Origin of the sequence: Burkholderia sp. MS455 (genome assembly GCF_016899445.1) — a bacterium.
Lineage (GTDB): Bacteria > Pseudomonadota > Gammaproteobacteria > Burkholderiales > Burkholderiaceae > Burkholderia > Burkholderia pyrrocinia_C.
The window spans coordinates 1,101,541-1,125,568 of sequence record NZ_CP041778.1; the positions used below are offsets into that span (position 1 = coordinate 1,101,541).

Here is a 24,028-nt window from a genome sequence, read left to right on the forward strand (position 1 = left end):
CCCCCGACGATGCACGCCGCCGCTCGCCGTGCGGCCGGGCAGCGAGGGCCCGGCCATGCGGAACCGGCTCACAGACGGTTGCGGATCGCCTGCCCGAGCAGCGAGCGCGATTCGCTGTTGGTCGGGTCGATCGCGAGCGCCCGGCTCGCGTTTTGTTCCACACAGTTCCATTCGTCGATCTGCGCGCACCAGCGCGCCTTTGCCAGCGCGCGGGCGCCTTCCAGTTCCGCGTGCGTGACGCTTGCCGGCTGCATCCGTGCCGTGTCGGTGCTGTACGACTGCGGTTTCGGCGCGAAGTCCATGCGCTTTCTCGTGCCCGCCAGCGTCTCGGTTCGCGGTGCGCGATGCGCATCGCCGAGCCGTGCGTTGGCGCGGTCGTGGGCCGGCGCGGCATGCGTATTCGCCGCGAGTTTCACGGGCGGCGCGTGCGACGGTTGGCGGTGTTTCGCGGCGGTGCGGGACGCTGCCCGCGGCGCGGCTTCCGGTTCGGCCGCGAGCTTGACGGGCGGCGCTGCAGCAGCGGACGGCGCCGGTGGCGCGGGCGGAGTGGCCGGTGCGATCGTCGGCGCCGGCCCGGGGGCGGCCGATGTTCCGGACACGCCTGACGCACCGGTTGCGCGGGACGTCGCGGCCACGATCGCGTTGCGGTATTTCCCGACGGCGGTTGCGATCACGCCGGAGAGGTCGTGCGTCACGCTCGCATGGCCGAGCGCCGTGTCCCGCTCGGCATACGCGAAGATGCCGAAGATCGTGGCAAACGCGACGAAGCTGAGTGCGGCGTTCTTGCCGGGACCCCAGGATGGTTTCGACTGGCGGGCCGGCGGGTCGTCCGGTCGTTCTGCGCGAGCCATTCAATGCTCCTAGATTCGATACGCTGCGGTGAATGACATTGTCGGAGCGGGTTCAGGCGGCGTTCACCATCGCAATTGCGTGGTGAGTACGCCCGTTTCGACGATCGCGAACTGCGTGGCGCCCTGATAGGTCCCTTCGACCCGGTAGCTCGCCTCGGGCACGCTGAACAGGCAGCGCGATCCCGATGCGTTGAATTCGACGAGCACGCGGCCGTGTCGCCTCAGGCGCACCTGTACGTTGGCAAGCGGTTGCCCGGTCCGGGCTGACGCGAACGACACGCCGAGGTTGTACGGACGGCCGTCGGGGGGGAGCGGCGCCGTACCGTCGATTTGTGCATCGCCGCAGATATACGAAATCACATAGCGGCCTGAGCCGGAACCGGACGCGGGTGTCTGGGCCGTGGCATTCAGGCAGAGCGCGGATACGACGACGCTCAGGAAAGGGCGAGCATGTTGTCGAAACGAGGAAGACATTGCAACCTCCCGTCCGGAATCAATGGCAGCGCATTCATTCCGAGTCTCCGAGTCAAATTTGCCAGCGTTCTTTTTGCGACATGCTATTGATACACGATGGATTTTGAATCAACAACCGCGTGTGGCTTGAATGGAACGGCGCTGAAAGATATTATCTAAACAGGATTTCGACAGATTTGTATGACCTGCTTGCCACTGAAGAAAGTCGATATTGCCAGATATGAATATTGCTTTCGGTACGGATGATCGAGCACACATTGAATCAAGTCGGAGGTATCGAAATTCGTACCGAAAAATAACGACTGATAAAAGAAAGTTTTGCGCCTGTGTTCGAGGCGAATCAGTGAATTTCAGACACAGGTTACGCGATTTTAAATGGGGCGAGACGTCTTTTTTGATATTCGTTTCGTTACATGCAAATAGAAACTTTTTATTTGTTCTGTAACAGGGTATTTCTGATATTAAAATAAGAGGAGATATTCGGGATCGGTGCGATGGGCTTAAAAAATACTATTTTGAATCGCAAACGTTTGCATTTTCTTTGATATCGATTCCGGGCCTGAAAAAATGATTTCGCGAGTTGCGGCGGGATTGCCGATTGCTGCAGGAAAGGAGGCGCGTTCGATATGAAGCGGCGCGACCCACAGGCACGCGGACACCGCATTGCCCGGGATCGCACCCGCGCTCGCGCCGTTGACGCGCACGGCGCGGACGCGAATGTCAGCGGCTGCCGCCCGCGCTTCGCCGCGCGATGCGCATCGCCGGCGCGGCCGCTTGCTCGGCACCGCTCGCGCCTTCGGCCGCCGTGCGCGGCCGGTTCATGATGTAGGTCCACAGCTGCTCGGCCGCGAGCCCGCGCTTGCGCGCGGATCGATACAGGCGGATTTCGAGTTCGGTGATCCAGTCCCCGGAGCCCGCGCACACGAGCGTGCCCTCCGCGAGTTCCTTCTCGACGCAGCTTTCGGGCAGCCAGCCGATCCCGTGCCCGGCCACGACCATGCCCTTCAATGCCTCGGACATATGCGTCTCGAAGCACCGGTGCAGCACATACGGCTCGGTCGCATTCAGCAGCAGCATCTCGACGATGTTCCCGAGAAACGCACCCGACGAATACGCGAGCAGCGGCAGCGGGGCATCGGGCGTGCCCGGCAGCTGGAACACGGGCTTGCCGCGCGCGTCGGGCGTCGACACCGGCAGGATCCGCTCGACGCCGAGGCTGACGAACGGGAAGTGGTTCGGGTCGAGCACGATCGGCAACTGCGGATGGTGATAGCCGAGCAGCAGGTCGCATTCGCCTTCGACGAGCTGCTGCACGCCTTCCGGCACGTTCACCGCATTCACGCGCGCGGTCACGTGGCCGACCTCGCCGTTGAGCTGCTTGAGCCATTCGGGAAACAGCGTGAAGACCAGCGTATGCGCGACGGCAAAACGCACGACCTGGTCGCTGGCCGCGAACTGGTCGTAGCCGTTCACGAGATTGCGCGCCGCATACATGCTGCGCAGGATGTCCGCGGCGAGCCCGCGGAACATCTGTCCGGCCGGCGTCAGCGTGATCGGGTTGATGCTCCGGTCGACCAGCTTCGCGTCCATCCAGGTTTCGAGTGCGGCGATTCGTCTGCTGAATGCAGACTGCGTCAGGTGCCGGTTACGCGCGGCACGGGAAAAGCTCTTGGTATCCGCAAGGCTCAGGAAATCTTCCAGCCACTTTGCTTCCATTTCGATCTTCGCTTTTTATAGTCGGGCGCCGGGAGGGCGGCGGCGGCGCCGCTTCGCTGCAACAATTTTCTAGCGTACCGCGCCTCGCGCCGGTCGTCCCGATGTTTTTTTTCGATGGGTGTCAGTCGAAATATGCATGGGCGTTGTCGGCGGGATTACGGCTGCATAGCGTTGAGGTGCCGGACCCGGCTAACCGGTTAGTTCATCGCGTCGAACTGCCGGTGCGGCCGCAGACGGTACTTCCCCGGGGCCGGCCGCGCGGTGCGCGTGCCGGCCCGCCTTCCCGCCCCTCGGTTCAGGCGGCCGGCGATCCGGCGGCCGGCGCTTCGGCGCTCCGGGTGGCCGTCTTTTTGTGCAGTGCAGATTGCACATTCGTGACACGCGGGAGAACTATGTTCAGCAGACGCGGCGCAGCATCGGCCGTGCGCGATCGCGGCGCATCGATGCCGCCATCGGCGTCGCGCGCTGCACCGTAATGGTGCAGCAGGCCGCGCGGGCATGCCCGGCTCGGCGCAAAAGGGGGGATATCGCAAGGCACGGTCCTTGCAGAGTAGTCATTACGCCGGTCCGGCATGCGCAATGCCGGGGAAAACGATCGATGGAGAAAAGATCGATGAAGCCATTCGATGAAATGCTGCAATCCGGCGACATGGTAAGGGCGCCTTACGCGCGCCTGAAGCAATGGCTCGACACGCAGAATCCCGCGAGCCTCGCCCAGAAAGCCCACGACGCGGAGGGCGTGTTCCGCAGGACGGGCATCACGTTCGCCGTCTACGGCGACGCGGAGGCCGCCGAGCGGCTGATTCCGTTCGATATCGTCCCGCGCATCATCTCGGGTTCGGAATGGAGCCGGCTGTCGCTCGGCATCGAGCAGCGCGTGATGGCGCTCAACGCATTCCTCGACGACATCTACCACCGCCAGGAGATCGTGCGCGCGGGCATCGTGCCGAAGCACCTGATCGCGCACAACGAAGCGTTCATTCCGGAGATGATCGACTTCCGGCCGCCCGGCAACGTTTACACGCACATCATCGGCGTCGACATCGTGCGCACCGGCGAGAACGAGTTCTATGTGCTCGAGGACAACGCGCGCACGCCGTCCGGCGTGTCGTACATGCTGGAAAACCGCGAGACGATGATGCAGCTCTTCCCGGAGCTTTTCCAGCAGGTGAAGGTGCGCCCGGTCGAGACCTATCCGCAGATGCTGCGCCAGTCGCTCGCGGCCGTGTGCCCGCCGGGCGGCAACGCCGACAACCCGACCATCGCCGTGCTGACGCCCGGCATCCACAATTCCGCGTACTACGAACATTCGTTCCTCGCCGACCAGATGGGCGTGCACCTCGTCGAGGGCAGTGACCTGCAGGTGATCGACGGCCGCGTCGCGATGCGCACGACCGAAGGCTTCCAGCCGATCGACGTGCTGTACCGGCGCGTCGACGACGCGTTCCTCGATCCGCTCACGTTCCGCCCCGATTCGGTGCTCGGCGTCGCGGGGATCATGGACGTGTACCGCGCGGGCAACATCACGATCGCGAACGCGCCCGGCACCGGCATCGCCGACGACAAGGCGATCTACTCGTACATGCCGGAGATCGTCGAGTTCTACACGGGCCGCAAGGCGCTGCTGGAGAACGTGCCGACCTGGCGCTGCGGCGATGCGGACAGCCTGAAATACGTGCTCGAGCATCTGGACGAACTGGTCGTGAAGGAAGTGCACGGCTCGGGCGGCTACGGGATGCTCGTCGGGCCGTGCGCGTCGAAGGCCGAGATCGAGGCGTTTTCCGCGAAGCTGCGCGCGCGGCCCGCGAACTACATCGCGCAACCGACGCTGGCGTTGTCCACGACGCCGATCCTGACCGAAGCCGGCCTCGCGCCGCGCCACGTCGACCTGCGGCCGTTCGTGCTGGTGTCGGACCGGATCCGCATCACGCCGGGCGGGCTCACGCGCGTCGCGCTGAAGGAGGGCTCGCTCGTCGTCAACTCGAGCCAGGGCGGCGGCACCAAGGACACCTGGGTGCTGGCCGACTGAGCCGGACACGACCGCGCGCGCCGGAGCCGGCGCGCCAACCGAACGAAGACGGAGTGGACACGAGATGCTTCTGGGACGTACTGCAAGCGGTCTCTACTGGATGTACCGCTATATCGAGCGCGCGGAGAACATCGCGCGCATCGTCGATGCCGGGCTGCGGATGGCGCTCACGCGCACGTCCGACGCGCCGGCCGAATGGTCGTCGGTGCTCGTCAGCTCGGGCGCCGACAACGGCTACCGGCAGAAATACGATGCGTATGCGGCCGATACCGTGACCGACTACCTGCTGCGCGACCGCGACAACCCGTCGAGCGTGCTGTCGTGCATCGAGGCCGCGCGCTCGAACGCGCGGATGGTGCGCACGGCGCTCACGCGCGAGGCGTGGGAGAGCGTGAACGGCGCGTGGCTCGCGCTGCGCCGCGCATTCGAGCGGCCGGTGCCGGAAAGCGAGCTGCCGGCGGTGCTCGACGCGGTGAAGCGCGAAACCGCGCTGATCCTCGGCAGCTTCTACAGCACGATGCTGCGCAACGAGATCTTCGATTTCGCGCAGATCGGCGCGTTCGTCGAGCGCGCGGACAACACCGCGCGGATCATCGACGTGAAGTACCACCTGCTGCTGCCGTCGGTGTCGCATGTGGGCACGATCCTCGACAACTACCAGTGGGAAACGATCCTGCGCTGCGTGGCCGCGCACCGTTCGTACCGCTGGGTGTACGACGTGCAGTACAAGCCGATGAACATCGCCGACTACCTGATCCTGAACGGCCGCATGCCGCGTTCGCTGCGTTATTGCTACGGGCGCGTCGTGTCGAGCCTGAACCTGCTCGCGAAGGATTACGGCGTGACACATCCGTGTCACGACACGGCCGCGAAGATCCTGCAGATGCTGTCCGATACCTCGGTCGAGCGGATCTTCAAGAGCGGCCTGCACGAGTTCCTGACCGACTTCATCGGCCGCAACAACAGCCTCGGGCTCGAAATCGCCCAGGCCTACAACTTCGACTGAGGCTTGCCATGCGACTCGCCATCCGACACATTTCGCGTTATCAGTTCGACGATCAAGCCACCCATGCGCTGCAACGGCTGAGGCTGCGCCCGCAGTCCGGGCCCGGGCAGACGGTGCGCGCGTGGCAGGTCACAATCGACGGCGTCGAGCCGACGCTGTCGTACGCCGACGGGCTCGGCAACCGGATCGACCTCGTGCGTCACGACCGCGGCGCGAAGGCCGAGATCGTCGTCGTCGCGGCAGGCGTCGTCGAGACGCAGGACCGCGCGGGCATTCTCGGCAATCCAGAAGGTTATGCGCCGCCGTGGATCTTCGAGCGCGAGACCGCGCTCACGAAGGCGGGCGACACCGTGCGCGCGCTCGCGCAGGCGCTGCCGATCGAGCCGTACGGCCTCGACGCATTGCACTGGCTGATGACGGAAGTGCACGGCCGCATCGCGTACGCGCCGAACCTGGCCGCCGACGCGCCCGTCGATGCGGAAACCGCGCTGCAAAGCGGCGAGGGCACGAGCCGCGACCATGCGCACGCGTTCATCGCGGCCGCGCGCGCGCTGAAGATTCCCGCCCGCTATATCTCGGGCTACGTGCTCGCCGACAGCGCGATGCAGCGCATCGCCGACGCGAAGCAGAACGCGGGCGACGACGAAGACGAGGAAGCGCTCGCGTTGCAGAGCGGCGAGGGCATGCAGCAGGCGCTCGGCGCGTCGCATGCCGCGCAGTCGCAGTCGCAATCGCAGGGCCAGTCGCAGGCGGCGCTCGGCGCGCAGCCGCAAGCCGCCGCGCTGATGCAGCAGCCGGCCGGCCATGCATGGGCCGAGGCCTATGTCGAAGGGCTCGGCTGGGTCGGGTTCGATCCGTTCATGAACCGCTGCCCGGACGAGCGCTACGTGCGCATCGCGGTCGGCCTCGACTATCGCGACGCGCAGCCGGTGACGGGGCTCGGCGCGACGGCCGTCGGCGTCGAGATCAGCGTCGTGCAGACGCCCGAACTCGTCTGACCGGACGCGCGCTTTCGCCGCATCCGCCATGCCGGGCCGCCGCGTCGACAGCGACGCGGCGCGCGCGGCCGATCCAACCCGAATCGAGCTCCCATGTCCATCCACGTCGCGCTGCATCACACCACCCGCTACCGTTACGACCGGCTCGTCAACCTCGGCCCGCAGGTCGTGCGGCTGCGGCCCGCGCCGCACTGCCGGACGCCGATCCTCGCGTATTCGATGACGGTCGAGCCCGCGCAGCACTTCATCAACTGGCAGCAGGACCCGTTCTCGAACTATCTCGCGCGGCTCGTGTTTCCTGAGCGCACCGAGTCCTTCGAGATCACGATCGATCTCGTCGCCGAGATGTCGGTGTACAACCCGTTCGACTTCTTCCTGGAAGCGAGCGCGGAGCAATATCCGTTCAACTATGACGACGCGCTGAAGACCGAGCTCGCGCCGTATCTCGCATGCGATCCGCAAACGAGTGCGTCGCCGCTGTTCCGCGCGTATGTCGACGGCGTCGACCGCACGCCGGCCGGCACCGTGAACTTCCTCGTCGCGCTGAACCAGCAGCTTCAGCACGACATCGGCTACCTCGTGCGGATGGAGCCGGGCGTACAGACGCCCGAACAGACGCTGAAACTCGCATCCGGCTCGTGCCGCGACAGCGCGTGGCTGCTCGTGCAGCTTTGCCGGCATCTCGGCATCGCCGCGCGCTTCGTGTCGGGCTACCTGATCCAGCTCACGCCCGACGTGAAATCGCTCGACGGCCCGAGCGGCACGTCGGTCGACTTCACCGACCTGCACGCGTGGTGCGAGGTCTACCTGCCCGGTGCCGGCTGGATCGGCTTCGATCCGACGTCGGGCCTGCTTGCCGGCGAAGGGCATATCCCGCTCGCGTGCACGCCGCAGCCGACCAGCGCGGCGCCGGTCGAAGGGCTGATCGACGAATGCGAGGTGTCGTTCGAGCACGAGATGGCCGTGACGCGCGTGTACGAATCGCCGCGCGTGACGAAGCCGTATACGGAGTCGCAGTGGGATGCCGTGCGCACGCTCGGCACGCAGGTCGACGGCGCGCTGGCGGCCGGCGACGTGCGGCTCACGCAGGGCGGCGAGCCGACCTTCGTGTCGATCGACGATCGCGACGGCGCCGAATGGAACACCGATGCGCTCGGCCCGACCAAGCGCGGCTACGCGACCGAGCTCGTGCAGCGGCTGCGCGCCGAATACGGCGACGGCGGCTTCCTGCATTTCGGGCAGGGCAAGTGGTATCCGGGCGAGCAACTGCCGCGCTGGGCGCTGTCGATCTTCTGGCGCGCGGACGGCCAGCCGGTATGGCACGATCCGTCGCTGTTCGCCGACGAGCGCGAGCCGTCCGCGTATACGACCGACGACGCGAAGCGCTTCATCGACGCGCTGGCCGCGCGGCTGAACCTGACCGACGAATTCATCCGCCCCGGCTACGAGGACGTCTGGTATTACCTGTGGCGCGAACGCCGGCTGCCCGTCAACGTCGATCCGTTCGACTCGCGCCTCGACGACGAGCTCGAACGCGCGCGGCTGCGCAAGGTGTTCGAGCAGCAGCTCGACAGCGTGGTCGGCTACGTGCTGCCGGTCAAGCGTACGGACGACGAGCGGGGCCGCCATCGGCCGGGCCTCGACGGGCCGCGCTGGCAGACGGGCCCGTGGTTCTTCCGCGACGAGCGGATGTACCTCGTGCCCGGCGATTCGCCGATGGGCTATCGGCTGCCGCTCGATTCGCTGCCGTGGGCCGCCCGCGCCGACCATCCGTACCTGGTCGAGCGCGATCCGTTCGCGCCGCGCGCCGCGCTGCCGGAAGCCGCCGCCATCCGCGCGCGCTACGCGGGCCCGGCCGACGCGCCGCGCTACCTGTCCGGCGTGCATCGTGAAGCGTCCGCGCAGACCGTGATGCAATGGCGCGGCGACGACACGGCCAGCGGGCGGCATGCCGCGCATGCGCACGACCCGCAGCGCCGGCCCGAGCGCTTCGAATCGGCCGCGTGGATCACGCGCACCGCGCTGTGCGTCGAAGTGCGCAAAGGCATCCTGTACCTGTTCATGCCGCCGCTCGCCGCGCTCGAGGATTATCTCGAACTGCTCGGCGCGATCGAGCTGACCGCGCATGCGCTCGGCGTGAAGCTCGTGCTCGAAGGTTATCCGCCGCCGCGCGACGCACGGCTGAAGCTGCTGCAGGTGACGCCCGATCCCGGCGTGATCGAGGTGAACATCCATCCGGCCGCGAGCTTCGACGAGCTCGTCGATCACACCGAATTCCTGTACGACGCCGCATGGCAGTCGCGGCTCAGCAGCGAGAAGTTCATGGTCGACGGCCGTCACGTCGGCACGGGCGGCGGCAACCACTTCGTGCTCGGCGGTGCGACGCCGGCCGACAGCCCGTTCCTGCGCCGCCCGGACCTGCTTGCGAGCCTGATCTCGTACTGGCACAACCATCCGTCGCTGTCGTACCTGTTCTCCGGGCTTTTCATCGGGCCGACGAGCCAGGCGCCGCGCGTCGACGAGGCCCGCAACGACCAGCTCTACGAACTGGACATCGCGTTCGCCGAGATCCAGCGCAACAAGCTGCTTTACGGGCAGGACATGCCGCCGTGGCTCGTCGACCGCGTGCTGCGCAACCTGCTGATCGACGTCACGGGCAACACGCACCGCAGCGAGTTCTGCATCGACAAGCTGTATTCGCCCGATTCGTCGACCGGCCGCCTCGGCCTGCTCGAACTGCGTGCGTTCGAGATGCCGCCGCATGCGCGGATGAGCATCGTGCAGCAATTGCTGCTGCGCGCGCTGGTCGCGCGCTTCTGGGCCGCGCCGTACACGACGCCGCTTACGCGCTGGGGCACCGCGCTGCACGATCGCTTCATGCTGCCCGCATTCCTTCAGATGGATTTCGACGACGTGCTGGCCGAACTGCGCGACGCCGGTTTCGCGTTCGATCCGGCGTGGTTCGCGCCGCACTTCGAATTCCGCTTCCCGCTGTTCGGCCGGATCGCGGTGAACGGGATGCAGCTGTCGCTGCGCGGCGCGCTGGAGCCGTGGCACGTGATGGGCGAGGAGGGCGCGCCCGGCGGCACGGTGCGCTACGTCGATTCGTCGGTCGAACGGCTCGAAGTGCGCGTGACGGGGCTGAACGACAACCGGCACGTCGTGACGGTCAACGGCCGCGCGCTGCCGCTGCAGCCGACCGGCACCGTCGGCGAATACGTCGCGGGCGTGCGCTACAAGGCGTGGTCGCCGCCGTCGGCGCTGCACCCGACCATCGGCGTGCACGCGCCGCTCACGTTCGACATCGTCGATACGTGGCTGCAGCGCTCGCTCGGCGGCTGTCGTTATCACGTCGCGCATCCGGGCGGGCGCAACTACGCGACGTTCCCCGTCAATGCGTACGAGGCCGAGAGCCGCCGGCTCGCGCGCTTCGTCGAGATGGGGCACACGCCGGGGCGGATGAGTGTGTCGGCTGCAGCGCCGAGCCGCGAATTCCCGTTCACGCTCGACCTGCGGCGGCCGTGACCGGCCGATGACGGGGCGGACGACGATGCGCGGTTCGCGATTTTCCGGCGCGCCGGCCGATCGCGGCCGCGCCGGAATGCTAGGATGCGGGCAGATTGCGGCCGCGCGCCGCGGCCCGCCGCCCGTGCGGCGGCGTGCATGCGCGGCCGCGCCCTGACGACGAAACGACACCGTGCAGCCCATTCACTCCGACCATCTCGCCGACCCCGACGCGATGCCCACGCTATTCGATACCGGCGCGCAGCCGGACGCCGCCGAACTGGCCGCCGCGCTCGCGGCGCCGGCGGCCGCCGGCCGTTACGACGAACTGCGCGGCAGCGCGGCCGGCCTGAACGCGCCTGCGCTCGCGCCCGCATGGCGCAGTTTCTTCACATCGATCGGCAGCGACGGCGTGGCCGACCTCGATCGCCGTGCCGACGCGCTGCACCGGCGCATGCGCGAGAACGGCCTGTTCTACCAGCTGCACGAGCAGCGCGCCGGCGACGGCGCGGCCGGCCCGTGGTCGCTCGACCTGCTGCCGCTGATCGTCACGCCCGAGGACTGGGTCGCGATCGAGCGCGGCGTGCTGCAGCGCGTGCGGCTGCTCAACGCGACGATGGCCGACCTGTACGGGCCGCAGACGATCCTGCAGCGCGGGCTGCTGCCGCCCGCGCTCGTGACCGGCCATCCGGGCTACCTGCGCGCGATGCGCGGTGCGCGCGTGCCGGGCGATACATGGCTGCACGTCGTCGCGTTCGATCTTGCACGCGGCCCGGACGGGCAGTGGCGGATCGTCGCGCAGCACACGCAGGGCGCGGCCGGGCTCGGCTATCTGCTCGAAAACCGGCTGATCGTGTCGCGGCTCTTTCCGCGCGGGTTTCGCGGGCTGCGCGTGCAGCGGCTCGCGTCCGCGTACCGCGCGCTGCTGCAGAGCATGCAGGCGCTCAGCCCGGCCGCCAGGAATTCGCGGATCGTGCTGCTGACGCCGGGGCCGCACAGCGCGACGTATTTCGAGCATGCGTATCTCGCGCGCTACCTCGGCCTCACGCTCGTCGAGGGCGGCGACCTGACCGCGCGCGACAACCGCGTATTCCTGAAGACGCTGCGCGGGCTCGAACCCGTGCACGGCATCCTGCGGCGCGTCGACGACGCGTGGCTCGATCCGCTCGAACTGCGGCCCGATTCGATGCTCGGCGTGCCGGGGCTGCTGCAGGCCGTGCGCGCGGGCAACGTGCTGCTCGCGAACGCGCCGGGCTCGGGTTTCCTCGAATCGCCGGCCATGCTCGGCTTCATGCCGCGACTCGCGGAAGGCCTGCTCGGCGAAACGCTGACGCTGCCGGCCGTGCATTCGTGGTGGTGCGGCGAGGCGGCCGCGTGCGACGACGCGCTGCCGCAGCTCGCGCGCTGCATCGTGAGGGCGTCGTATCCGGCCGACGTGCAGGCGGGCGGCCCGTTCGACCCGGTGATCGGCGCGCGGCTCACGCAGGCGCAGCTTGCCGACTGGCGCGCGCGGATACTCGCGCGGCCCGAACACTACACGGTGCAGGCCGACCTGCCGCTGTCGCAGGCGCCGACCTGGCCGGGGCACGGCACGCCCGACGGCAACGGCGGCGCGCGCATCGTGCCGAAGCCGCTGCTGCTGCGCGTGTTCGCGCTCGCCGACGGCGCGCAGCGCTGGCGGCTCCTGCCGGGCGGGCTGTCGCGGGTCGGCACGCGCGACACGCTGTTCAACGCGCCGATGCCGCACGGCGGCAGCACCGTCGATACGTGGGTGATGACCGAGGGCATCGTCGATTCGACGACGCTGCTGCAAACGCATCTCGGCCCGGACGACCTCGTCGAGCGGCCGCGCGCGATCGCGAGCCGCGCGGCCGAGAACCTGTTCTGGCTCGGCCGCTACACCGAGCGCGCGACCAACCTGATGCGCCTCGCGCGCGCCGCGCTCGAACGGCTGCGCGGCGAGGACGACGTCGACAGCCCCGCGCACCTGGAACTGCTTGACACGCTGTGCCGCGACACGGGCCTGATCGCGGCCGACGCGCCGAACGCCGTCGATGCGCCGCGTGCGTTCCTGCACGCGCTCGCGACGTCGCTGACGCGCGGCGCGGATCGCACCTCGGGAATCGCATCATGCCTGTTCGGGATGCGCGGCGCCGCCGCCGCGATTCGCGAACGGCTGTCGAGCGATCAGTGGCGGTTGATCGACGACGCGACGCAACTGTTCGCGGACAGTGCCGACCATCCGGAAGCCGACGAGCAGATCGGCAACGAGGCACTGCAGCTGCTGGAGCGCCTCGGCCTGCTGCTCGGCGCGATCACGGGCGCGCAGACCGACCACATGACGCGCGACGACGGCTGGCGGCTGCTGTCGATCGGCCGGCAGATCGACCGGCTGGACTTTCTGTGCAGCGTGCTGAAGTTCGCGTTCGACGAAGGCGCCGTGTACCGGCAGGACGGCTTCGAGCTCGTGCTGGAGCTGTTCGACAGCACGATCACGTTCCGCTCGCGGTTCCAGCGCGGCTTCGACGTCGCGCCGCTGCTGTCGCTCGTCGTGCTCGATACCGACAACCCGCGCTCGCTCGGCTGGGTCGTGCAGGCGCTGCGCGGCCGGCTGGCGAAGGTCGAGCGCAGCGAAGGCTATGCGCTGTCCGAGCTGGCCGAGACGATTCCGGACGTGCCCGCATGGTCGCTGCACGAGCTGTGCGAAACCGCCGACGGCGGCCGGCACGACAAGCTGCTCGGCATGCTCGACGCGACGGCGAAGGCGGTCTGGGAGCTGTCGAACCGGATCGGCGAGCGTTATTTCAGCCACGTGCGCGAGGCGGGCAGGACGCTATGGTGACGACGAAAGGCACGACGAAAACGCCGCCGGGTTCCGTAAACGGACGACAGGCAGCGGCGCCGGCCGCGCCTGCTGCACCGGCCGCACCGGCCGCCGTTGCACCCGGCCGGTTGCTGCGCGTCACGCACGATACCGAATACCGGTACGCGGCGCGCGTCGAATCGGCGCAGCACCAGGCGCGCCTGCAACCGCTCGCGACGCCGCGCCAGCAGGTGCTGTCGTTCTCGCTCGACATCAACCCCGCGCCGGAATCGATCTGCACGGAGATCGACGCATTCGGCAACGCGCGCGCATCGTTCGCGCTGAACCAGCCGCACGACGCGCTGCTCGTGCGCAGCCGCAGCACGGTGCGCGTGACGCCGCCCGTGTGGTCGCTCGGTGCGCGCGGCGAGCCGCCGCCCGCGATCGCTCGTCCCGACGGAAAACACGCGACTGCATGGGAAGCCGTGCGCGACCGCTTGCGGTTCCGCGCGGGGCAGCCTTACGACGCGGCGAGCGAATTCGTGTTTGCTTCGCCGCACGTCGCGTGCGACGCCGAACTCGCCGCGTATGCGGCCGCGAGCTTCACGCCGCAGCGGCCGCTCGTGCAGGCCGCATGGGACCTGATGCGGCGCGTGCACGCCGACTTTGCGTACACGCCGAACAGCACCGACATCACGACGTCGGCACTCGATGCGCTGCGATTGCGCAAGGGGGTCTGCCAGGACTTCGCGCACGTGATGATCGGCGCACTGCGCTCGCTCGGGCTGGCCGCGCGTTACGTGAGCGGCTATCTGCTCACGCAGCCGCCGCCCGGGCAGCCGCGGCTGATCGGCGCCGACGCGTCGCATGCGTGGGTCGAGGTGTACGACCCGGCGTGGCCCGAGGACAACGGCTGGCTGCAGCTCGATCCGACCAACGACCGCGCGCCGGGCGACGACTACGTGATGCTGTCGATCGGCCGCGACTATGCGGACGTGACGCCGCTGCGCGGCGTGATTCGCGGCGGCGGCGCGGATCAGGAGCTGAAGGTCGGCGTGACGGTCGAGCCGCTCGACGCGCCGTGATGTCGCGCGATGCCGCCCGCCCGGGCGATTCGCCGTTTAAGTCTTCGTTAATTCTGCACGCCTAGCATGATCCTGCCGGCGAACGGATCGAGCCTCGGTCCGGCACCGGCGGTACGCGCGGGTGCGTCGACGTCACGGCGCCGCGCCGTCGCGCCTCGCCATTCCCCAGCAACGGCGGCAGATCATGATCAAGAACTTCGACTACACGCTCGGCAGCGAGACGATTGCGCTCTGCGCGAGCTTCGGCGCGGGGCCGGCGTTGCGCCGCGTGCTCGTGAGCCGCGCGGATTCGATGGAGACGCTGGTGGTGCTCGACGCGCGGGGCCTGTCGGGCCTGTTGAAGGTGGCGACCGAAGAACCGGAAGGGCTGCTCGACGACGCGATCCGCAAGGTCGGCGACGAACAGCTCGTCGAGCGGCGATCAGCGGCAGGACCATCGTCGAAACCATACTTTGATCGGGCGGCGCGGCGCGTGCCGGCAGGCATGGCCGCACGCGCCGCGTTGCGTGTGTCGTGTTGATTAATCGGCGAACCGGTCCGTTGCCGCGAGCAGCGCCTGCAGGATCCCCGGCTCGTTGTACGCGTGCCCGGCGCCGGGCACGATCTCGAACGTCGCGTCCGGCCACGCCTTCGACAGGTCCCATGCGGTGCGTGCGGGCGTCGCGATGTCGTAGCGGCCTTGTACGATCACGCCCGGGATGCCGGCGAGGCGATGCGCGTCGCGCAGCAACTGGCCTTCTTCGACGAAGCCCTTGTTGACGAAGTAGTGGTTTTCGATCCGCGCGAACGCGAGCGCGTAGTGGCCGTCCGCGAAGTGCGCGGCGAGCGCGGGATCGGGCAGCAGCGTGATCGTGCGGCCTTCCCAGCTGCTCCATGCGCGCGCGGCTTCGAGTTTCGCGGCTTCGTCGCCGCCGGTCAGCCGGCGATGGTAGGCGGCCATCAGGTCGCCGCGCTCGGTTTCCGGAATCGGTGCAAGGAACGCTTCCCACAGGTCGGGGAACAGCCACGACGCGCCTTCCTGGTAGTACCACAGCAATTCCGCGCGACGCATCGTGAAGATGCCGCGCACGATCAGCGCGCTCACGCGTTCGGGATGCGTTTCCGCGTACGCGAGCGACAGCGCGCTGCCCCACGAGCCGCCGAATACGAGCCATTGCTCGGCGCCGACCATCTCGCGCAGGCGTTCGATGTCGGCGACCAGATGCCACGTCGTGTTGTTCTCGAGGCTCGCATGCGGCGTCGAGCGCCCGCAGCCGCGCTGGTCGAACAGCAGGATGTCGTAGCGCTCCGGGTCGAACAGGCGGCGATGGTCAGGGCTGCAGCCCGCGCCGGGGCCGCCGTGCAGGAACACGGCGGGCTTGCCGGCTGGGTTGCCGCAGCGCTCCCAGTAGATGCGATGGCCGTCGCCGGTGTCGAGGTGGCCGTGGGCGTAGGGTTCGATCGGTGGGTACACAGGCAGGCTCCGGGTGAGGGTCGACAGGAGGCGGACGAGGCGCGGGCCGGTGTGCGGGCGGGGCACGGCACGGTGGATATTGCGGCGCCGCAAAAAACTCGTTGCGTGGGCATCGGACCGGCCGCCGCCGGACAAGGCTTGTCATTATGCCCATTCGCCGCCGCGGACGTCGGCTCGCCGGGGTGCGCGCCGTCGCCGGTGTCCGCCCCGGGATTTTTGAAGCAATTTCATTCCGATATTTTTCATACAAAATCCCGGCGGCATATCGGTGCCGCCGAATCGGGGCACCGGCCTATCTCCTGCTCCTTTACCGTGCCAACGGGAACCAGCCGATGAACCATCGCGTCACGCAGTTGACCGGGTTGCGCGCCGTCGCGGTGACGATGGTTGTCGTCGGCCATGCCGAGCACATGCTGCCGGGCGGCTACACGGGCTGGTACGTGCCGTTGCGGCTGATCGCCGACGGCCGGCTCGGCGTGCTGATCTTCTTCGTCCTCAGCGGCTTCCTGATCACCAACGTGCTGCGCGCCGAGTTCGCGCGCACGGGCGGCATCGCGCTGACGTCGTTCTACGTGCGCCGCGCGCTGCGGATCTGGCCGGCCTGCTATGTCTATCTCGCGGCGGTCGCGATCGTGGCCTTCGCCGGCTGGTTCGACGTCGATCGCCGGCAGTGGCTGTATGCCGCGCTGCACCTGTGGAATTACTCGGCGTGGTTCGGGCTGACCGGCGACAACGCGCTGCATCCGGACGGCGCGTGGTATCTCGGCCATTTCTGGTCGCTCGCACTCGAGGAGCAGTTCTACTGGTTCTGGCCGCTGCTGTTCGTGTACGGCGCCCGCCGCGGCGGCACGCGCTGGCTGGCCGCGCTGATCCTGATCGTGCCGCTGGTGCGCACCGTCACGTATTTCGCTGCACCGGCGCTGCGCGGGCAACTCGCGATGATGCTCCACACGGGCGTCGATTCGATCCTGATCGGCTGCTATGCGGCGCTCAACCGCGAACGGCTCGAAGCGTGGATCCGCACGTGGCGCGGCGAGACTCGGATCGTGACGGCGATTGTCTTCATCGTGCTGCTCGGCATGCCGCTCGCCGAACATCGGCTCGGCGGCTTCTGGAACGCGACGTACGGCGTGACGCTCGAAGCCGCGCTGATCGCGATCGTGATCGTCGTGCTGAATTTCCGCAGCGAGTTCTGGTGCGCGCGCTGGCTGCGCGCGAGGCCGGTCGTGTTCGTCGGCACGATCTCGTTCAGCCTTTATCTGTGGCAGCAGCCGTTCGCGAACCCGGCCCTGCCGGTCGCGCATGCGTTTCCGCTTGGCATCGTGTGGGCGCTGCTGGCCGCGACGGCCAGTCATTTTCTCGTCGAAAGGCCGTTCCTGTGGCTGAAGGATCGGTATACGGCGCGCGAGGCGCGGCGCGTGCGCGACGACGCGTTGCTCGGGCCGGTGGCGACGGACACGATCGGGCCGAAGGTGGTGGAGTAGGTCGACGGCGAGCAAGCGTGCAGGGCAGTGCGACTCGGCCGCCGCGTCACTTCATCGCCGAAGGCGGATACCAGAAGGTTCGGAACATGTCGATGCCATACGACTTGCCGTCGTAACGCACGACCGTGCGCGCCGTTCGCTTGCCCGTGTCCGAATATTCGCCGTCCTTGCGCTGCGTCTTCGTGATGCGGGCCGTGATCGACAAGTCCGCGAAGCCGTGGCTTGACGTTTTCTCGACGGCGATCGTCATGCGTGCGTCCTCGCTGCGCGCATCGCCGACGCCGGCGCCGCAGGCCGTGCCTTCGCTGCTGACCCAGCCGTAGAGGTTGGTGCCGAACACCGGGCGGATGCGGGTGCCTTCACGTACCCACAGCGTCAGTTCCTCGCTCGCGCTGGCATCGGGGCAACTCGCCCCGCGCGCGCTGCTCGTGAACACGACACCGAACGCGCGCACGTCGGGCGATAGCCGGTAGGGCGCGGTGTCGATGCGATAGCTGTTCTCGTCGATCTCCGTTGCCGCATCTTCCTGGACCACTGCCCGCTCGGCCGCCACGACCTTGCCGCCCTCGACCAGCGCGACGACCTGCAGCTTGGCGCTGTCGTCCGGGTTCTTGCTTTTCGGAAGCGAATCGAACGCGACGGCCGCGATCGTCGTGCCCGGCGCGTTCGGCATGGCCTTGCACGCCGACGCGACGACGAGCCGGTTCGTGTCGCGCGTGGCGATGCGTGCGCTGGCGATGCCGGCCCAGCGGGCGATGGCCGTGACGGTATCGTCGCCGCAAGGCTGGCTGTCGATGGCGTGAGCGGTGGGAGCGGCGGCGAGCGCCAGCAAAGGAACGAAGCGACGGATTTTCATGGTCTCGATGGGAAAACGGGTTCTTCGCAGATTTCCTGGGAGCGCGGGGTGGGGAGTCGGTTTTCGGCCAACTCCGGTCATCCGCCTGAAATCAACCGTAGACAATCGAACGGCCGCTCCGAAAGCGACCGTTCGAGCCTACCGCCGCCGTATTTATACCTCTGAGTCGAGAAAGGCAGGCCGATTCGTGGCAGGCCAGGACGCAGTCAAACAAAAGAGCGCTGGAGAAAGCCGCACCAACGCCATTTCATGCTGATCCCGACTCTGGTTCGGAGCCAGATTGCCGATTGCTTCACTTGTGTTTGCTCTGAGCAACTGCGGCTCGCAAGGCGAGCAGATAGCTCTCGACCCCAAAGCCGCAGATTTGCCCATCGACGATCTCGGCGAATACCGAGTGATGTCGGAACGGTTCCCGGGCGTGAATGTTGGACATGTGTAATTCCACAACCGGGCAGACGAGAATAGCCAGCGCATCGCGTATGCCGTAGCTGTAGTGTGTCCACGCCCCGGCGTTGATCAGCACGGCGTCACAGCGCTCCTCGAAGGCTCGGTGAATGCGCTCGCACATTGCCCCTTCACTGTTCGTCTGGAATGATTCCACCTGCACGCCAAGCTCGGCGCCGAGAGCCTGCAGCCGGGCATCGATTTCGGCCAGAGTGATCGTTCCGTACTGCACCGGGTCGCGCTTGCCAAACATATTGTGGTTGATACCGTGAAGCATCAGGACCTTTTTCATTCGCCACTCCGTTGCACGTTCAATCCAGCGGCACCGTGAGCCGGTCGATCACGGCACGGGTCTGGGGCCGCACGCCTCGCCACCAGTCGAATGCTTCCGCCGCCTGCTCCACCAGCATGCCGACACCGTCCGCGACACCCAGCACGCCCGCATTGCGCGCGAGTCTCAGGAAGGGCGTCAATCGCTTGCCATAGGCGAGTTCGTAAGCCGCGCCTGAAGGACTGAAAACGCTCGGTGGGACAGGAGGCAGATCGCCGGTAAGGCTGGCCGACGTCGCGTTGACCACCAGGTCGAACTGTCCCATCGCCTCGAGGTCGCCGTAACCGCAAGCGGCCAGCGGACCGCTCGTGGCGACTTGTTCGACCAGCGCCCGAACCTTGGCAATGTCCCGGTTGGCGACGACCAGTTCAGCCGGTCGCGCGGCAAGGAATGGCAGCAATGCACCGCGCACCGCCCCACCGGCGCCGAGGATCAGCACGCGCCTGCCGGCCATCGGCAGGTTCAGGTTGACCTCGATGTCGCGCACCAGTCCAACACCGTCAAAATTCTCGGCGACGATCCGGCCGTCGCTGAAGCTCAGCGCATTGGCGGCACCGGCCAGTGCCGCGCGTTCGCTGCGTTCGTCGGCCATCGCGAACGCATTCAGCTTGAACGGCGCGGTCACGTTCATGCCTTTGCCGCCCGCTGCGATGAACGCGCGCACGGTCGCGGCGAACGCGTCCTGCGGCTCCAACGGTCCTTCAATTGCCGTATAAGACATGTCCTGCCGTGTCTCCTGCGCGAAGAGACCGTGGATCAGCGGGGATTTCGTATGGCCGATCGGGTTGCCGATCACCGCGTACTGGTCAGTCATCATGGCCTCGCTTTTGAATACAGCACACCTTCAGTCTGCATCGCGTCGATCTCGGCAGCGCCGAAACCCAGCGATTGCGCCACTTCGACGTTGTGCTGACCGAGATCGGGAGCGACCTCGCGGATCGTCGTGTCGCAGTCGGAGAAACGGAACGGCAGGTTCGGCAGGCGCAACTTGCCGTAGCGCGGGTGCTCCTGCTCGACCACCATGCCGCGCGCCACGATCTGCGGATCGACGAGCACTTCGTCGATGCGCTGCACCTTCGCACAAGGCACATCGATGCCATCCAACAGCTCGAGCACCTGCGCGACCGGTCGGCTTGCCACCCAGGGCTTCACGACGGACAGAATGTCCAACCGGTTCGCGTTGCGTCCCGCGAGGGTGTGATAGCGCGTGTCAGTGCCGAAACCGGCCGGTCCTTCATGCGACTCGATCAGGGCGGCGAAGCGCTTCCACGCGTCGTCCACCTGGGCCGCGATTACGAGGTCGCCGTCGGCGGCACGAAACACGCCATAGAGTGTCGACGTGGGCATGTCGTGACCGGTCTGCTCGGGCACGGTGCCTTGCATCGTGTAGCACTGCACGGCGTACTCGTGCATCGACACCAGCGTGTCGTACAGCGCCATGTCGATGTGCTGGCCGCGGCCGCTCTTTACGCGACCGAGCAGCGCGGCATTGATCGCCGCCACCGCGTGAATACCGGTGTACATGTCGCCGAGCGAAATGCGCATCAGCGGGGGCGGCTCGCCGGGAGTGCCGATCATCTGCATGATGCCGCTCTTCGCTTCGGCAATCAGACCGAAACCGGCGCGATGCGCGTCAGGTCCCGTATGGCCGTAGGCCGAAATTGAGCAGTAGACCAGTTTCGGATTGCGCGCGGACAGTTCGTCATAACCAAGCCCGAGTTTGTTCAGCGCACCCGGCCGATAGTTCTCGATGAACACATCCGCCGAATCGCACAGCCGCTGCATGAACTCCTTCCCACGCGGGTCGCGCATGTTGACGCTGACACCACGCTTGCCCATGTTGAGCTGCAGAAAATAGCCGCTCTGTTCGTCGTCGAGCACCGTGGCGTGCTGACGACCCGCATCGCCGCTACCGGGACGCTCGACCTTGATGACTTCGGCGCCGAGCGCCGCGAGACAACGCCCGACATACGGACCGGCCAGAAAATGGCTGTAGTCGACGACGCGAATACCTTCGAGAGGACGTGCTTGCATCAGAATGCTCCCGGTCGGCGCGGCACCATCAGACGATGCTCGCCATGCTGGACGACGTGGCCGTCCTGATTGATCAGCTCCGACGGCAGCACGACGATGCCCCAGTCGGGACGGCTCTTGCTCGCACGCATCGTGCCGACGCGGAACCTGACGTGCAGCACGTCGTTGACCTTGATGGGCAAGTTGAAGTCCCACGTCCAGCCGAGCGACATACCCGGCAGGAAGCGATAGTCGCTCTGGGTCTTGAGCCCATCGGCGATAGACAGGCCAAACAGACCGTGTGCAACGATCGAACCGAAGTGGCTCGCGTTCGCGTATTCCTCGTCCACATGAACCGGTGTGTGATCGCCTGTCAGGTCTGCATAGGCCAGAATGCGTTCCTTCGTTACCGTGTAGTTCGGGCTCACGCACTCGTCGCCCTCGCGGGCATCGTCCCAATATTTGTCGACGATCGTCATCTCAAACCTCCGAGCGTGGATTGATGTCCAGTGCCCGCGCCACGCACGATGCGGGCTTTGCCTGGATCAGTTCGACGGCGAGGCCGTCCGGGAGGCGCAACCAGTTGCGTCCCTGCGGCATTTCGCTGACGTCATACTTTTGCGCGGCAGCCAGCGCGGCCTCCAGGTCTTCACACATCACGCCCAGGTGCCCGAGGCGACCTTCAGGCGCGTCATGCTGGGGGTTATGGATGAACTGCAAACCGCCGAGCGTCCAGTACTGTCGCGGTTCATCGACGGTGCCGTCGACCTCGCGCATCGTCATGCCGAGAACGTCTTCGAAAAAGCGGATGTGCCAGTGGATGTCCTTCACCCAGATGGCGACATGCTCCAGATAAGCCTTGCTGCCGTTCATGCGGTTGTCTCCCTGTGTTGTCGGTCGGCCATGGCGCGCTCGATGCCCTTGATGCACGCGACCAGTGTCGCGTTGACGGGCGTCGGCACGCCGTGCCGTTGTCCCCAGCGCACGATCGCGCCGTTGATAAAGTCGATTTCGGTGATGGAGCCTTTTTCGAGGCTTTGCAGCATCGAGGTCTTGAAGGCTGACGAAAGTCCTTCGCCTGCCAGGTTCCACGGGCGTTCAGGATCGGTTGTCGAGAGCGTTACACCAGCGGCGTGGGCGACCGCGATCGCTTCGGCGACCGCCGCGAGCGCGGCCGCTTTCAGAAGCGGTTCGTCGTAAAGCTGGCCGTAGGTCAGGCCCGTGGTGCCCGTCAGCGCGCCGGTTGCGACATTGACCAGCAGCTTGTCCCACATCGTGCCGACGATGTTGTCGCTGACGGTGGTGGCCAGTCCGGCGGCATTGAAGGTTTCAGCGATCGCCGTCACGCGGGAGGTTATCCGGCCATCGAGTTCGCCGATATAGGTCGTCTTGCCAGCGACGCCTGACTCGATGTGCCCGGGATTGCGCATCACGCCGCCGACGTACGTCTTGCCGGCCAGTACGCGCTCGCGCCCGACGATGTCGGCGAGCACATCTTCGTGCCCAAGGCCATTCTGCAGCGACAGGACCAGCGTGTCGGGTCCGATCAGGTCCAGCGCGCCGCGCATCGCTGCGTCGGTATGAAATGACTTGACCAGCACGACCACCAGATCGGCGGCGCCGGCTTCGTCGGCACGCGTCGTCGCGTTTACCTTCACACGACGCGAGCCATTCGCGTCGTCCACGCACAGACCATCGCGCCGCATGGCCTCCACATGTGCCACCGAGCGGTTCAGCAACCAGACTTCGTTACCGCTTTCGGTCAGCGCCGCGCCGATGGCACAGCCCAGAGCACCCGCACCTAAAATCGCAATCTTCACTGCCGTCTCCTTGATCTGGAGACCAAGATACGATTCGGCAATCATGTCCGCAATGCAATGGATACAATGACGTCATTGCACCAGGCAATATTGCTATGAACCCGGCAGAACTCCCCGATCTGAAGCTGCTGCAGCTCTTCGATCTTCTCTACGATGTCCGCAGCGTCACGCGCGTCGCGGAGCAGCTCGGACAGAGTCAGCCGACGGTCAGCATCTGGCTCGGGCGTTTGCGGGAGCATCTGCAAGACCCGCTGTTCATACGTACGCCTGGCGGCATGGCGCCGACGCCGCAAGCCGATGCGCTGATCGGTCCGTGCCGGGAGATTCTCGAATCACTGCGGCGCTTCGCTGCGTGGGAGATCGCATTCGATCCCACCACCGCAAAGCGGCGGTTCCGCATCTGCATGACCGACGCGAGCCACATCACGCTTCTTCCGCGCATGCTGGCGCACGTGCGCGCGCAGGCGCCGGGGATCCGTCTCGAAGTGGCCGGAATCGACGGCAATACCGAGCGCGCGCTGGAATCGGGTGAGGCAGACCTTGCGATCGGTCACGTGCCCTGGCTCGGCGGCGGCATTTACCAGCAGCAGTTGTACACCCAGGACTGGGTATGTCTGATGAATAAGCATCATCCGCGCGGGCACGGAAAGCTCGGGCTCAAGCAGTACCGCGCGGAAGGCCACGTCGCCATCTCGGCAGGGACCGGGGCGCAACTGCTGGAGCAGGCGCTTGTGCGCGAACACGTTGAGCGGGACGTCGTACTCGAGCTACCGGGTTTTCTCGGGCTCGGGGCCATCATCAAGAGCACCGACCTGATTGCCACGCTGCCGCGGCATATCGGCGAGACGCTGGCGAAGGTGAATGACCTGTCGGTGCATCCGTGTCCGATACCGGTGGCGGGATTTGCGGTGCGGCAGCACTGGCACGCCCGCTATCACCACGAAGCGGGAAATCGCTGGCTGCGCGATCTGGTCGCTCAGCTTTTCAGCAGTCTGCGCTGACGTTTCACGCGACGTCGACCATCGGATCGTCAGTTCTATCCCCGGGAACAGCCGTTCAGTTGACGCAGCATCGAATGGCCGCGGAGGGTGGCTCAGCGACATCCACGGAAATCCGCGAACAAAAAAAGGCCCTCACGGGCCTCTCGTCGACGAAGCGGCA

Annotated in this window: 20 protein-coding genes and 1 pseudogene; 9 read left to right on the plus strand and 12 right to left on the minus strand. The window is 66.8% G+C overall.

What is annotated here, in order from left to right:
- Window positions 1-68 precede the first annotated feature (68 nt).
- The 4 genes from FPJ27_RS09610 to FPJ27_RS09625 form a co-directional block, all read right to left on the minus strand.
- On the minus strand, window positions 69-851 hold the full coding sequence (locus FPJ27_RS09610; protein WP_072436543.1) for a hypothetical protein: 783 nt from the start codon (window positions 849-851) through the stop codon (window positions 69-71).
- 63 nt (window positions 852-914) lie between these two features.
- The gene (locus FPJ27_RS09615) at window positions 915-1,325 is read right to left on the minus strand and encodes a hypothetical protein (protein ID WP_072436544.1); all 411 of its coding nucleotides are present in this window, start codon (window positions 1,323-1,325) and stop codon (window positions 915-917) included.
- 500 nt (window positions 1,326-1,825) lie between these two features.
- Window positions 1,826-2,029 (minus strand): hypothetical protein, encoded by a 204-nt coding sequence (locus FPJ27_RS09620; RefSeq protein ID WP_143155682.1) that lies wholly within the window; start codon window positions 2,027-2,029, stop codon window positions 1,826-1,828.
- A 16-nt stretch (window positions 2,030-2,045) separates the two neighbouring features.
- Window positions 2,046-3,041 (minus strand): LysR substrate-binding domain-containing protein, encoded by a 996-nt coding sequence (locus tag FPJ27_RS09625; protein ID WP_072436545.1) that lies wholly within the window; start codon window positions 3,039-3,041, stop codon window positions 2,046-2,048.
- A gap of 613 nt (window positions 3,042-3,654) precedes the next feature.
- On the opposite strand from FPJ27_RS09625, the gene FPJ27_RS09630 reads away from it, so the two are divergent.
- The 7 genes and pseudogenes from FPJ27_RS09630 (at window position 3,655) to FPJ27_RS09660 (ending at window position 14,922) form a co-directional block, all read left to right on the plus strand.
- Entirely contained in the window at window positions 3,655-5,070 is a 1,416-nt protein-coding gene (locus tag FPJ27_RS09630) for a circularly permuted type 2 ATP-grasp protein (protein ID WP_072436546.1), read from the plus strand.
- A gap of 64 nt (window positions 5,071-5,134) precedes the next feature.
- The gene (locus FPJ27_RS09635; RefSeq protein ID WP_204422728.1) at window positions 5,135-6,076 is read left to right on the plus strand and encodes an alpha-E domain-containing protein; all 942 of its coding nucleotides are present in this window, start codon (window positions 5,135-5,137) and stop codon (window positions 6,074-6,076) included.
- Between the two features lie 8 nt (window positions 6,077-6,084).
- Window positions 6,085-7,074, plus strand: a complete 990-nt coding sequence (locus tag FPJ27_RS09640; RefSeq protein WP_204422729.1) for a transglutaminase family protein — start codon at window positions 6,085-6,087, stop codon at window positions 7,072-7,074.
- Window positions 7,075-7,167: 93 nt separating this feature from the next.
- On the plus strand, window positions 7,168-10,599 hold the full coding sequence (locus FPJ27_RS09645; RefSeq protein WP_204422730.1) for a transglutaminase family protein: 3,432 nt from the start codon (window positions 7,168-7,170) through the stop codon (window positions 10,597-10,599).
- Between the two features lie 214 nt (window positions 10,600-10,813).
- The gene (locus tag FPJ27_RS09650; protein ID WP_204423140.1) at window positions 10,814-13,420 is read left to right on the plus strand and encodes a circularly permuted type 2 ATP-grasp protein; all 2,607 of its coding nucleotides are present in this window, start codon (window positions 10,814-10,816) and stop codon (window positions 13,418-13,420) included.
- Window positions 13,414-14,466, plus strand: coding sequence for a transglutaminase family protein (locus FPJ27_RS09655; RefSeq protein WP_204422731.1), 1,053 nt, complete (start codon window positions 13,414-13,416; stop codon window positions 14,464-14,466). Before FPJ27_RS09650 ends, FPJ27_RS09655 begins: the two co-directional genes overlap by 7 nt.
- 184 nt (window positions 14,467-14,650) lie before the next feature.
- Window positions 14,651-14,922 (plus strand): annotated as a pseudogene (locus FPJ27_RS09660) (hypothetical protein).
- A gap of 64 nt (window positions 14,923-14,986) precedes the next feature.
- Here FPJ27_RS09660 and pip read toward each other — a convergent pair.
- Window positions 14,987-15,919, minus strand: a complete 933-nt coding sequence (pip, locus tag FPJ27_RS09665) for a prolyl aminopeptidase (protein WP_204422732.1) — start codon at window positions 15,917-15,919, stop codon at window positions 14,987-14,989.
- Between the two features lie 332 nt (window positions 15,920-16,251).
- Here pip and FPJ27_RS09670 point away from each other — a divergent pair, with 332 nt between their 5' ends.
- Window positions 16,252-17,403 carry an acyltransferase gene (locus FPJ27_RS09670; protein ID WP_204422733.1) on the plus strand — a complete coding sequence of 384 codons (1,152 nt, stop codon included), beginning with the start codon at window positions 16,252-16,254 and terminating at the stop codon, window positions 17,401-17,403.
- Between the two features lie 46 nt (window positions 17,404-17,449).
- Here the strand turns inward: FPJ27_RS09670 and FPJ27_RS09675 are convergent, their stop codons facing one another.
- From FPJ27_RS09675 to FPJ27_RS09705, 7 genes are all read right to left on the minus strand, one after another.
- On the minus strand, window positions 17,450-18,259 hold the full coding sequence (locus tag FPJ27_RS09675; protein ID WP_204423143.1) for a multidrug ABC transporter ATPase: 810 nt from the start codon (window positions 18,257-18,259) through the stop codon (window positions 17,450-17,452).
- A 292-nt stretch (window positions 18,260-18,551) separates the two neighbouring features.
- Window positions 18,552-18,995, minus strand: a complete 444-nt coding sequence (gene aroQ / locus FPJ27_RS09680; RefSeq protein WP_072436556.1) for a type II 3-dehydroquinate dehydratase — start codon at window positions 18,993-18,995, stop codon at window positions 18,552-18,554.
- Window positions 18,996-19,014: 19 nt separating this feature from the next.
- Window positions 19,015-19,848 carry a shikimate dehydrogenase gene (aroE, locus tag FPJ27_RS09685; protein WP_204423146.1) on the minus strand — a complete coding sequence of 278 codons (834 nt, stop codon included), beginning with the start codon at window positions 19,846-19,848 and terminating at the stop codon, window positions 19,015-19,017.
- Window positions 19,848-21,068 (minus strand): CoA transferase, encoded by a 1,221-nt coding sequence (locus FPJ27_RS09690; RefSeq protein ID WP_072436557.1) that lies wholly within the window; start codon window positions 21,066-21,068, stop codon window positions 19,848-19,850. Before FPJ27_RS09690 ends, aroE begins: the two co-directional genes overlap by 1 nt.
- The gene (locus FPJ27_RS09695; RefSeq protein ID WP_072436558.1) at window positions 21,068-21,526 is read right to left on the minus strand and encodes a MaoC family dehydratase; all 459 of its coding nucleotides are present in this window, start codon (window positions 21,524-21,526) and stop codon (window positions 21,068-21,070) included. The genes FPJ27_RS09690 and FPJ27_RS09695 overlap by 1 nt, the downstream gene beginning before the upstream one ends.
- Before the next feature lies 1 nt (window position 21,527).
- Window positions 21,528-21,920, minus strand: a complete 393-nt coding sequence (locus FPJ27_RS09700) for a VOC family protein (protein WP_204422734.1) — start codon at window positions 21,918-21,920, stop codon at window positions 21,528-21,530.
- On the minus strand, window positions 21,917-22,867 hold the full coding sequence (locus tag FPJ27_RS09705; RefSeq protein ID WP_204423148.1) for a 2-dehydropantoate 2-reductase: 951 nt from the start codon (window positions 22,865-22,867) through the stop codon (window positions 21,917-21,919). The genes FPJ27_RS09700 and FPJ27_RS09705 overlap by 4 nt, the downstream gene beginning before the upstream one ends.
- Before the next feature lie 95 nt (window positions 22,868-22,962).
- Here FPJ27_RS09705 and FPJ27_RS09710 point away from each other — a divergent pair, with 95 nt between their 5' ends.
- Window positions 22,963-23,868: a LysR family transcriptional regulator gene (locus FPJ27_RS09710; RefSeq protein WP_204422735.1), complete on the plus strand. Its 906-nt coding sequence runs from the start codon at window positions 22,963-22,965 to the stop codon at window positions 23,866-23,868.
- The last annotated feature ends 160 nt before the right edge of the window (window positions 23,869-24,028 follow it).